Raw genomic sequence first — 10,893 nt, 5'->3', positions numbered from 1 at the left:
ATATTTTCTGAAATTTCTGGAAAATCGTTTTTAGTCGAGCTGACATCAACTCGATAGGTTTCATGCAACGCCAGTGAACAGGACTAAGCTATTACACTCTCGTTTTCCCCGATAAGGAAACACGCAATGAGGCTGTTGAACGGTTGAAGGTTTCAGGCGTACAGGTGACGGAGATCGACGATGCAGCAATGGTTACGGATCCTTCCGACATCCATTTGAGGCTTGTTTACGAAAAATAAAGAAAAAAAGCAGAAGCAGATGCCGGAGAGATCCAGCAGCCTGCTTCTTTTTTATTGGCCGGAAGTTCTTTGCGAAAGTCGGAAGCAACCTATTTTAGGAATAGTGCCAGATTGTCCGTTTCCCTTCCGGGGAGCCAGGCATATTTTAGCATAAAGGAAGGCATGGACAGAGGAGGAGATTCTCATGCGTATGGTTGCTAGTAAATGGTCGAAGTTCGCAGTCCTGCTGCAGCATTCCGGAGTCGCCAAGCATATCCCAGCGATGCGCCGTTATAGTGCGGAGAACCTTGCAGCGATGCTGCGTCAATATCCATTTGTCGTGGCAAAGCCGATCGTTGGAACCGGGGGAAACCGTGTAATGAAAATCCAAAGAGCAGGGAACGGCTTTCTGCTGCATAACGCGGGGACCAAAAAAATCTACCGCAGCTGGAATGAACTGCTTCAGGTTATTAACCGGATTCGTCAGAACCGCCCGTTGATGCTTCAGCAGGGCATTCAGTTAGCCACGATCGATGGTCGGCCTGTTGACTATCGGGTCAAGCTGGCAAAAGTCGGACGTCATTGGCAGATTCGAGCGATTGTTGGCCGACTAGCCCGTCCGGGCCTGTTTGTCACGAACCTGTGCCAAGGGGGCACCCAGTTGAGAGGCAGATATGCCATTGGGCGGACGTTCCCGGCGTCGCTGGTCAAATCCAAAATTGACACGATGGTAGGTGTATCCCGAACGTGTACGATGCTGCTAGAGTCAAAATTTCCGGGCATCGGCATGCTGGGTTACGATTTTGGCATCGATAAAAAGGGAAGCGTTTGGATTTTTGAGGTGAATACGAAACCCCATTAATGGGACGCATGGAAAAAATGGAAAATGTCCCTCTAAATGGCGTGAATGATGACCTTTCAGGGAAATTAGCAGAAAAAACTCCCACTAATAGGACCGGTTTTCGTAGATTCTCAGGAAATCGGTGCATATAGAGGGAGTTTTTCCAGTTTAATGGATCTGACTGGTATCAGCTGCCTATTTAGAGGGGGATTTTCCCATTATTTGACCGCAGCAGCATAACAGCACAAAAGGCTGTCCCACAAGTCATGGGAATGACAGGGGATAGCTTTTTTCACTTCACTCATAGAACAACTTCTTTATATTTATTGTTTCGTTTTAATTCTTTTCAGTTCAGCTACGATGACGAAGGATACGATCACAAGCAAGAACCAAGCCACAATTTTGGCCGGATGTACGAAATGCCAGGCATGGTCTTGATTCGGATACCGCCATGCGCCGAAATAAGTGGCGATATTTTCAGCGATCCAAATGAAAAAACCAATGCATAAAAAGGACACCACAAGCGGCATTGAATAGCTGATCTGTGCAAGCTTAAATCTAACTTTCGTGCGGTAGAAGAGAAAACAAAGCAATACAATCAACAAGTATCTTACATCGAAGATGAAGTGGTGCGTAAAGAAATTAAGATAAATACAAGCTCCGAAAGGAACCGTGATCCATTTTGGCGGATAGCCGTGCAAGGAAAGCTCCATTCTCCGCCATGCTTGACAAATATAACTGGCAACACTCGCATACATAAAGCCGCTGTAGAGTGGAACACCGAACCATTTGCTATAAGCTTCCTCTGGATAGCTCCATGATCCCATATGTACTTTGAACAGCTCGAGCATTATGCCGATAACGTGAAAAACGCAGATCACTTTTAATTCATCTTTGGTTTCAAGTTTGCTGAAGTACATAAAAGCTTGCAGAAGGATGCAGCCTGCCAAAATAAAATCGTACCGCGGAAGGCCGGGGATCGTAATCAACTTGCTTAAAGCAAGCGTTACAAAAATGCCTGCAGGAAATATGCAAGACAACGCTTGATGGTACGTAAAAATGCTTAATTGTTTCAAATATATGCTCATGCTTCTTCCACCTCTTGATACTTCTTATATGTCATATATCGGTGCTAATGAAAGATTTGACTTCAATAAATTGAATTTTGTTCAAAAGATGGCCATCATGTTTGGATGCCTTTCTTTTCCATTTTCAGCAAACGTTAAGTTAGCATTCAACTTTCTTTCAGCCACCGCTCAGTATGGATTCAGTCACGCCCCTTAAACTGCTACTTGTAGGTTGGATATGACGAAGACAATCGTGGTCTTGGTACATGGGAAAGGGGAATTATCAATGAGCATGAATCGGAAAAAGAAATGGATCATCATTGTTGTGGCTGCGATGCTATGCGGGGCAGGAACTTATTATTACATACATGGTAAGGCGAAGCCTGCAGTAGCCGCAACAGGGCAGCAATCGGCAATGAAAGTGACAAAAGGCTCGATTTCTTCATCCATATCGGGAACTTCGCAGCTGGATGCCAAAGATAAGCAAAACATTGTTATTCCCGTGGATGCCATCATTAAAACGATGAATTTGACGCAAAATCAGCCGGTTAAGAAGGGCGACGTGCTTGTAGAGCTGTCTGTTCCATCTACGGAAACGAATCTTAAAGAAGCGCAAGTGAGTCTTCAGCAGTTGGAGAAGGAGCTCGCTGAGCTGCAAGGCGAACAGAACCATATGAGCATATCCGCTTCGATGAGCGGAAAGCTTACGCTGGCATCCAATTTGGACGTGGGCAGTCAGGTGAATAAAACGACAAAGATCGGAACGATCTCCGACACTTCGCAATTCAAAGTCAAGCTGCCGTTTCCGCTTCAAGAAGCGGTTCAATTGCAGAAAGGCGATAACGTTGAGCTGACGGTTGACGGGTATTTGCTTTCTAAAATTGGAACAGTTTCCACCGTTTCCCGCGACGTGAAGGCCGATGCGAATGGAAATAAAATCGTGGATGTCGAAGTCCTCGTCACGAATGACGGGACGCTCTCTTCCGGCTTGAAGGTGAAAGGCAGCGTCGGCAGCGGAGACGACAAAGTAGAGTCAACGGATCAAGCGGCGTTAGATTATGTGCGTACAACGCCAATTTTTTCAGAAGCAAGCGGAACGATCAAAAGCATGAAGTTTAAAGACGGAGATACGGTAAAGCAAGGAGACCTCATTGCGGGATTATTTAACGATGACCTCCAGCAAAACATTATCAGCAAGCAAGCAGCTATCGACAGCCAGAAAATCAAAGTGGACGATGCGCAGCAAAAGGTGAATCAATTGACGATCACTGCGCCTTTTGACGGCGTGTTCTCGGCGGACTTTGCGAATAGCAAAAGCAATGTGCTTCGCAATTATCCTGTTGGCGCGCAAATTAATGCCAATACGACGTTAGGGGCGGTAGCAAGCTTAAGTACGATGCAGCTGGCCATTGCTGTGGATGAGCTGGATTTAACCAGTGTGAAGGTGGGGCAGAAAGCAGTCGTGAAAGTTGATGCGATTTCGGGCAAATCTTTCGATGGCGAGGTGACTTCGGTCTCCAATGTCGGGACCACCTCGAACGGAGTGACGACGTATGATGCGGTTGTTTCCATTCCGAACACGGCAGCGAATGATCTCAAATACGCTATGACGGCTACAGCTGAAGTTTTCATTCAAGATAAGAAGGACATTCTGGTCGTGCCGATTCAGGCGATTACAACGACGAAAGGCAAATCAACCGTTTCACTGAAGAAAGCGGACGGCACCGTGGAAGAGCAGCATGAAATTAAAACCGGCATTCGCAGTAAAACACAGGTTGAGATTGTGAGCGGTTTGGTAGAAGGCGACGAAGTGGTCATGCCGACACGGAAAGCAAACACGAATTCGAATCAGCAAATGATGCAAGGCGGCTTCGGCGGTTTTGGCGGCGAGGGCGGACCTCCGGCTGGCTTCCAAGGCGGTGGCTTTAGCGGCGGCAGCGGCGGCGGCTTCCAAGGCGGAGGTGGCGGCAGTGGCGGTGGCGGCGGGCGCCAGTGAACGATGAGTATCGAGGAAAGGAGCGAGTCGGATGAATATCATTGAATTAACGGGAATCACCAAAAGCTATGCCCGCGGGGAAGAAGAACTGCAGATTCTGAAAGGGATCACGCTGCATATTGCCAAAAGTGACTTTGTTGCCATTATCGGTCCCAGCGGATCGGGGAAATCCACACTGATGAATACGATCGGACTGCTCGATATTCCGACTTCGGGCACGTACTCGCTCGACGGCGTCGCCACGGAGAAGATGTCCGACAACGGTCTTGCCGAACTGCGGAACCGGAAAATCGGCTTTATTTTTCAACAATTCAACTTGCTCCCGCGGCTATCCGCCATCGAGAACGTGGAGCTGCCCATGATTTATGCGGGCATCCCCGCCAAACAGCGCCGAGAACAAGCGCAGCGGATGCTGGAGAAATTGGGGATGGGCCAGCGCGGACACCACAAACCTAGCGAGCTTTCCGGCGGACAGCAGCAAAGGGTGGCGATTGCGAGAGCGTTAGCGATATCGCCTTCCCTGATTTTGGCGGATGAGCCTACGGGCGCTTTGGATTCCAAAACAGGGATTGAAGTACTGGAGTTAATTCAGGAGCTCAATCAACAGGGCAACACCATTGTATTGATTACGCATGACAATCATATCGCAGATCACGCCAAGCGTGTCGTTACGCTTCGGGATGGCGAGATTATCAAAGACGTACGCAATGACCGGTTGCCGATTCCGCAAGCGGAGGAGGCGGTTTCGCTATGAGACCTTGGGAGCTTTTCCAAATGGCCATGGCCACGGTACGCTCAAATCCGCTCAGGACGGTTCTGACTATGCTCGGCGTCATTATTGGGGTGAGCTCAGTCATTACGCTCGTCTCCATTGGGCAGGGCACCTCCAAATCGATTGAAAAGCAGTATGAGGGGCTGGGCACCAACTTGCTGACGGTTAACTTGCTAGGCAATGGCCGCGCAACTCAGCTGAAATACGAAGAAATCATGGATCTGGAGGGCACATCCGGGATTAGCGGAATTGCGCCGACAATGACCCGAAACAGCACGAGCATCAAATATGACCGTACCACGGAAACGTATAACGTAATCGGCACGAACGACCGTTATCTCGATATGCAAAAAGGCGAAATCGGCAGCGGCCGTTTTCTGGCCCAGGCGGATTTGGACTATCGCAATCACGTGGCGGTGATTGGAACCGAAGTGGCGGCGAAGTTTTTCGGCAAGGATGATCCTGTCAATGAAGAAATTAATGTCAACGGCTACATGTACACGATTATCGGCGTTTTGAAAAGCAAAGGTTCCAATACGAGCGGGACTTCGCTAGACAGCGCGGTTATTGTGCCGCTGCCGACAATGAGCAGAGATTTTAAACTTGGATCCATTCGAACTGCTTACGTGGAAGCGGCTAGCGGGAATGACGTGAGCAGGGTGCAGGCCGTGCTGGAAAGATATTTAACGAGCAAATTCAAGAGCACGTCAGGATTCAATATTTACAATTCCTCTGAATTGATCAGCGCCAAGCAAACGGCGTCCAGCACGCTAACGAATCAGTTAGTAGCCGTAGCTGCGATATCCCTTTTGGTAGGGGGTATCGGCATTATGAACATTATGCTCGTCACAGTAAGCGAAAGAACCAGAGAGATTGGGATTCGCAAATCCATTGGGGCCAAGCGCCGGAATATTCTGCTGCAGTTCCTGGTGGAAGCGACGCTAATTAGTGGAATGGGCGGATTCATCGGTTTAGTCGTTGGCGTAGCGTTATCGCTCGCATGGCCTTATATCAATCCGAGCCAGGCTACCAGTCTTTCAATCAACGTAGGTTTATATGCATTCTTGTTCTCAGCCTTAGTTGGCGTCATCTTCGGATTATATCCGGCCAACAAAGCTTCCAAATTAAAGCCAATCGATGCCCTTCGTTATGACTAGCGACTGCTGAATGCTGAATGACTTGTTTACTATTAAAAGCTACGGGAGGTAAAACATCATGATCCGCAAATTAACATCCATTTCTCTGAAGCGTACAACTTTAGCACTGTTTTTAACCGGCAGCATAGCCGCTGCCTCTTTACCCACCGGGGCGGCTCACGCGGCTGGGGAAGCAGTTTATATCTCGTCGTCATCCTATTTTACATTAAGCCAAGCTGCGCTTTCGTCTTCATCGCTTCAGTTTGCCGTATCCTTACATAATGGAGACGCAAAGGCGATAGACTTCAATCAATACGGCGTGCGGGTTACAGATACGTCCGGTCATAGTTATACGGCCAAAATGAGCGAAAAGAAGAGCGCGAGCGTCCTTCCAGGTCAAGACGCCAGCTTCCGCTTCTATGCCAATTTGGGTGAGGGGGAAACAGCAGATCAGCTGAAGATTGACGTCTTCCGCTGGGATACGGGGCAAGCTGATTTTATGAATCATCTCGGCCAGCTGCCTGTAAGTTCTGCACTTGGCGATGGTCAAGTGGGCGCGCCGGAAGAAATTATTAATCTTCGAACCATCGACAGCACTCTTGCGAATGATGCTTCGCTTGCATTCCAATTAGGGCAAAGCGTTCGCGTTTCTGAGAATGGCAAATGGTATCTCTATACGCAACTTTCCGCCAAAAACCTTGGATCCAGCTCCGTTAAGCTGCCGGCAGGACTTCAGTTCCGGTTAGTGGATGCCAGCGGGTTGAAATATACCTCTGCGATTGCAAACGGATCAGGCACAACGTTCCTCCCGAACGAGTCGGATACGTTAACGTTGAAAACGCCGATCTCCAAGCAGATGGCGATGTCGGGCGTATCGCTGGATTTTTATTATGTCAACCAAAGCGAAGATGTGACACTGGGGAACATGAGTCTGGGCACTTCCCTTCAAACAACTGCGCTAGATACGAAGCAGGTGTACGGCGGTCAGCAGTCGGGCGAGCAAATGACAGTCAAAGCCAACTCGACCAAATACACTACGCAAGCTGATGGCGTTCACGTGCAAACGATCGTTACCCTAAGCAATGATGGAAAAGAAGCGGCTGCGGTTCCTTCGTTCTTCGCCGCGTACCAAGTCGGCGATTCAGGCACGGCTTTGACCGCTGCCGATAATACGGCACGCAATGCGTATTTGGCACCGAATGAAACGACAACGTATTATTTCAACGCAGTTCTGCCTGCCGGTTCAGATCCCAATACGGCGCAGCTTGTCCTCTGGGAGAAGACATCTGCGAGCTCAGGCGGTTCGACATCGTCTACCGGATCCACCGGCACCAACACAACGGCGAATGCCGATACAAGCACCGGAACGACAGGTCAAATGCCTGTTGCCGTGTTCCTGCTTAAAGGGGCGGTCGAAGCCCAAAACGGCTTCACGACAGCTGCAAACTATACGCTTGGCAGCAAGCTGAATTTTAGCGACAATGCGGCTATGAACAAAAATGTGGATGTTTCGCTTGTTGAGCTTCACGCGCATGAGAACGACGATCTAGGCTACAAAACGGCCATCGCCAAGTACAAAATCACTAATAACGGCACCAGCACGATTGCGCTTCCTGAACTGCAGAACGAGCTGCTGGACAGCAGCGGCAATTCCTACACGGGAACGCGTCAGAGTTCAGTCGCGGCACAGCTCACGCCGGGCAGCTCCTATGTTGTGAGTTATTCTTACCTGCTGCCAAATAGCAAAACAGAGGACGATGGCGCTTTTGCACTGAACATTTACGACGATAAATCGGTTTCCGAAGGCAAAGTATCGATCGGAACGTATCAGGTTGCTCTGCAGAAGGACGAAGACAGCGATAAGCTTGATCTGTATCCGTTCTCCCTGAAAGTGAACAGCGATTCGATTAGCTGGCTTTATAATAACGGCACTTATTCGTATCAATTAAATCTTGATCTTGATATCACACATGAGGATCAGGTTATCATTGACTCAAACTTCTCCAAAATTGAATTCGACATGATTGATTCTCTCGGTCGCATCGTGGGCACTCAAACATCCACACTAGTCGGCACCGGCAAACTGACGAGCGGCAAGCAAAAAGTTGTCGTCAGCGGACTGAAAGACGAGCAAATTGATTCCGGTGTTGTCGTTAACATGTACGAGGTCATTGAAACGCCTAACGGAACGGCTAAGCGCCTGCTCAAGCAATTCCATTAATAATTTTTCTTTTGAAGCGCCTGTATGCTTTCTGCATATGGGCGCTGTTTTGTTTTTCTTTCCTTTGCACGACAGCCTTTACAGGCTTAATCGCGATATGGTATGAATACAACATAGTAGATGATGCTGCAAAAGAAATGAGAGGATAATGATGAATCAGGAAGCGGTGCACCCATCCATAACGGAGACGGATGTTGGCATGGAAGCATACTATCGGACCTATAAAAAACTGTTATTTTCTGTTGCCTACCGAATGCTGGGCTCTGTTTCGGATAGCGAAGACATCTTGCAGGAAATGTTTATTTCGCTGCAAACGATGGACACAGCACATATCACCAATATGAAATCGTATTTAGTTAAAATGGTGACGAACCGCTGCTTGAACGAGCTGAAATCTGCACGCAAGCAGAGAGAATTATATATCGGTCCTTGGCTGCCAGAGCCGCAGGTCCACGAGATCGGCGGTAATCCTTTGGAACGGCTTGAACAAGAAGAAACCGTCAATTATGCGTTTCTGGTCCTTCTGCAAAAGCTGTCAGCCATGGAGCGGGCTGTATTCGTGCTGAGAGAAGTGCTTGGCTACGAATATGGCGAGGTCGCTGAAATGCTGCAGAAGACCGAACACAATTGCCGTAAAATTTACAGCCGCGCAAAGCTCAAAATCGGAAGCGGAGGAGAAGCTCCCGCTCAATTGTCAGGCGATACAGAGCCTCTTGCGCAGCTGTTTTTGCGTGCGGTGAATACAGGGGACTTTAAAAATTTCGTTTCGATGCTAACAAGCGATGCGGTGCTGGTTTCCGATGGCGGTGGCAAAAAGCGGGCAGCGCTCAATCCGATTTTCGGCCAAGAGCGGATTCAGGCTTTTCTCGAAGGCATTGCGGCCAAAGGGGCACTGCAGGGAGAGTGGCGGCTGCTGGACATTAACGGTCAGACGGGTCTTGTACTTATCCAGGAGCGGAAACCTGTAAAGCTCATTAGTTTTCATTGGTTTGCCGGACAGCAGCAAGCGTTAGAGGTTTATCTGATTGTGAACCCGGATAAACTGGAAAAACTCGAATCTTTTTTGTAAAGGTGTCACAAAACTCCAAGCTATTTTGTCTTGTATGCGAGAAGTCAAATTAAACACTTTGGAGGAGATTCACATGGAAGTAAGATTCAACTACAGCAAGGTAAATCCTGAGGCTTTGCAAACGATGTATAAGCTGGAAGGTTTTATGAAAACGAGCGGATTGGACCCTATTCTATACGAGCTTATCAAAATTAGAGCATCCCAAATCAACGGCTGCGCGTTCTGTCTGGATATGCATACCCGGGATCTCAGCAATTTAGGCGAAACGAATCAGCGGATTAATCTGATAAGCGTTTGGCGCGAAGCTCCGATCTACTCGGAGCGCGAGAAAGCGGTACTGGAGCTTACAGAAACGGTAACGAACATTTCCGTACAAGGTGTCCCTCAAGAGGTGTATGAGCGAGTTCGTGCGCATTTTGACGAACGGGAATACGTGACGCTCATCATGGCCATTAATACGATTAATGCTTGGAATCGCATCGCGATCTCGACCGGCATGTTCCCTGGATGCATGTGAGAAGTCTCTCACTGCCGTGAGAGGATGAAAAAGGCCGTCTCAGACGCTGAGACGACGAAGGAATCCAACGAGACGTCCGAATCGGGCGTCTCGTTTTTATTTTTGCAGTGCAACGTACCCAATTCATTCTAAGTTGTAATGTTTAATTAGAATCAAACTTGCGTTAGGTTTTCAGCAGGGAGGAATAGTAAAATAGATTCATATTGCCCCAAAACGAGACAGTTAGGAGTCGTGAAACGTTATGAAAGAAAACAAATATGACGATGTTGGATTTTTTGAAAAATACAGCCAGATGGCACGCTCGATCGGAGGATTGGAGGCGGCGGGGGAGTGGCCTGCACTTCGTGCGCTGCTGCCTGAGCTTTCGGGGAAAGCCGTGCTCGATCTCGGCTGCGGTTATGGCTGGCACTGCCGGTACGCTCGCGAAATGGGGGCTCGCACCGTTGTTGGCGTGGATCTTTCCGAAAAAATGCTGGAGCGTGCCAAAGCATTGACGGATGACTCAGCGATTGCTTACCGCAGGCTGGCGATTGAAGACATCGATTTTGCCGCGGGAGAATTCGATGTGGTGATTTCCTCTCTTGCCATCCATTATGTGGAGCATTTCGACGAGCTGTGTCATAAGGTGCATCATTGTCTAACCGAGAGCGGAAGCTTTATTCTTTCGGTCGAGCATCCCATTTTTACTTCCCGCGCGGAGCAAGATTGGCATTATGGACCGCAAGGCGAACGATTGCACTGGCCGGTTGACAGCTACCAAAGCGAAGGCCGCAGGCAGGCAAGATTCCTGGATACCGACGTTGTCAAATACCACAGAACGGTTGCCACGTATTTGAATGCGTTAATCGATGCCGGATTCAGCTTGCAAAGACTGTCGGAGCCACAACCGACGCAAGAAGCATTGGAGAAATATCCCGAAATGCGCGACGAAACCAGACGTCCTATTTTTCTACTGATTGCAGCAGTCAAAAACAACAATTAGGATCAACTACTGTCAGCGGCAGGTCCATATGCATAATCTTCTTGATTGTTGAGCTAACTTGGTTATAATTAGAC

Annotated in this window: 9 protein-coding genes; 8 read left to right on the top strand and 1 reads right to left on the bottom strand. The window is 48.5% G+C overall.

Features of this window, described 5'->3' with window-relative positions:
• Nucleotides 1-423: 423 nt before the first annotated feature.
• Complete coding sequence (locus AC3WRW_RS32360) at nucleotides 424-1,080, top strand: YheC/YheD family protein (RefSeq protein ID WP_492550326.1); 657 nt, start codon at nucleotides 424-426, stop codon at nucleotides 1,078-1,080.
• A gap of 302 nt (nucleotides 1,081-1,382) precedes the next feature.
• Here the strand turns inward: AC3WRW_RS32360 and AC3WRW_RS32355 are convergent, their stop codons facing one another.
• Entirely contained in the window at nucleotides 1,383-2,147 is a 765-nt protein-coding gene (locus AC3WRW_RS32355; RefSeq protein WP_492550325.1) for a DUF817 domain-containing protein, read from the bottom strand.
• Nucleotides 2,148-2,412: 265 nt separating this feature from the next.
• On the opposite strand from AC3WRW_RS32355, the gene AC3WRW_RS32350 reads away from it, so the two are divergent.
• The 7 genes from AC3WRW_RS32350 (at nucleotide 2,413) to AC3WRW_RS32320 (ending at nucleotide 10,819) form a co-directional block, all read left to right on the top strand.
• On the top strand, nucleotides 2,413-4,122 hold the full coding sequence (locus tag AC3WRW_RS32350) for a permuted SH3 domain-containing protein (RefSeq protein WP_492550324.1): 1,710 nt from the start codon (nucleotides 2,413-2,415) through the stop codon (nucleotides 4,120-4,122).
• Between the two features lie 31 nt (nucleotides 4,123-4,153).
• A complete protein-coding gene (locus AC3WRW_RS32345) occupies nucleotides 4,154-4,876 on the top strand; it encodes an ABC transporter ATP-binding protein (RefSeq protein WP_492550323.1) in 723 nt (240 codons plus the stop codon).
• Nucleotides 4,873-6,051, top strand: a complete 1,179-nt coding sequence (locus AC3WRW_RS32340; RefSeq protein WP_492550322.1) for an ABC transporter permease — start codon at nucleotides 4,873-4,875, stop codon at nucleotides 6,049-6,051. The genes AC3WRW_RS32345 and AC3WRW_RS32340 overlap by 4 nt, the downstream gene beginning before the upstream one ends.
• A 58-nt stretch (nucleotides 6,052-6,109) precedes the next feature.
• Nucleotides 6,110-8,251 (top strand): hypothetical protein, encoded by a 2,142-nt coding sequence (locus AC3WRW_RS32335; protein ID WP_492550321.1) that lies wholly within the window; start codon nucleotides 6,110-6,112, stop codon nucleotides 8,249-8,251.
• A gap of 148 nt (nucleotides 8,252-8,399) precedes the next feature.
• Complete coding sequence (gene sigJ / locus AC3WRW_RS32330) at nucleotides 8,400-9,320, top strand: RNA polymerase sigma factor SigJ (protein WP_492550320.1); 921 nt, start codon at nucleotides 8,400-8,402, stop codon at nucleotides 9,318-9,320.
• Between the two features lie 73 nt (nucleotides 9,321-9,393).
• A complete protein-coding gene (locus tag AC3WRW_RS32325; protein WP_492550319.1) occupies nucleotides 9,394-9,837 on the top strand; it encodes a carboxymuconolactone decarboxylase family protein in 444 nt (147 codons plus the stop codon).
• 241 nt (nucleotides 9,838-10,078) lie between these two features.
• Entirely contained in the window at nucleotides 10,079-10,819 is a 741-nt protein-coding gene (locus AC3WRW_RS32320; RefSeq protein ID WP_492550318.1) for a class I SAM-dependent methyltransferase, read from the top strand.
• Nucleotides 10,820-10,893: the final 74 nt, after the last annotated feature.

The organism is Paenibacillus sp. FW126-R14 (assembly GCF_058789495.1).
Note: the sequence above shows the minus strand (reverse complement) of the source record. Positions and strands in the feature narration are given on the sequence as shown.

Coding starts and splice junctions, on each gene's coding strand:
- AC3WRW_RS32355 (WP_492550325.1), bottom strand. CDS start 2,147: ATGAGCATATATTTGAAACAATTAAGCATTTTTACGTACCATCAAGCG.
- AC3WRW_RS32360 (WP_492550326.1), top strand. CDS start 424: ATGCGTATGGTTGCTAGTAAATGGTCGAAGTTCGCAGTCCTGCTGCAG.
- sigJ (WP_492550320.1), top strand. CDS start 8,400: ATGATGAATCAGGAAGCGGTGCACCCATCCATAACGGAGACGGATGTT.
- AC3WRW_RS32320 (WP_492550318.1), top strand. CDS start 10,079: ATGAAAGAAAACAAATATGACGATGTTGGATTTTTTGAAAAATACAGC.
- AC3WRW_RS32340 (WP_492550322.1), top strand. CDS start 4,873: ATGAGACCTTGGGAGCTTTTCCAAATGGCCATGGCCACGGTACGCTCA.
- AC3WRW_RS32345 (WP_492550323.1), top strand. CDS start 4,154: ATGAATATCATTGAATTAACGGGAATCACCAAAAGCTATGCCCGCGGG.
- AC3WRW_RS32325 (WP_492550319.1), top strand. CDS start 9,394: ATGGAAGTAAGATTCAACTACAGCAAGGTAAATCCTGAGGCTTTGCAA.
- AC3WRW_RS32335 (WP_492550321.1), top strand. CDS start 6,110: ATGATCCGCAAATTAACATCCATTTCTCTGAAGCGTACAACTTTAGCA.
- AC3WRW_RS32350 (WP_492550324.1), top strand. CDS start 2,413: ATGAGCATGAATCGGAAAAAGAAATGGATCATCATTGTTGTGGCTGCG.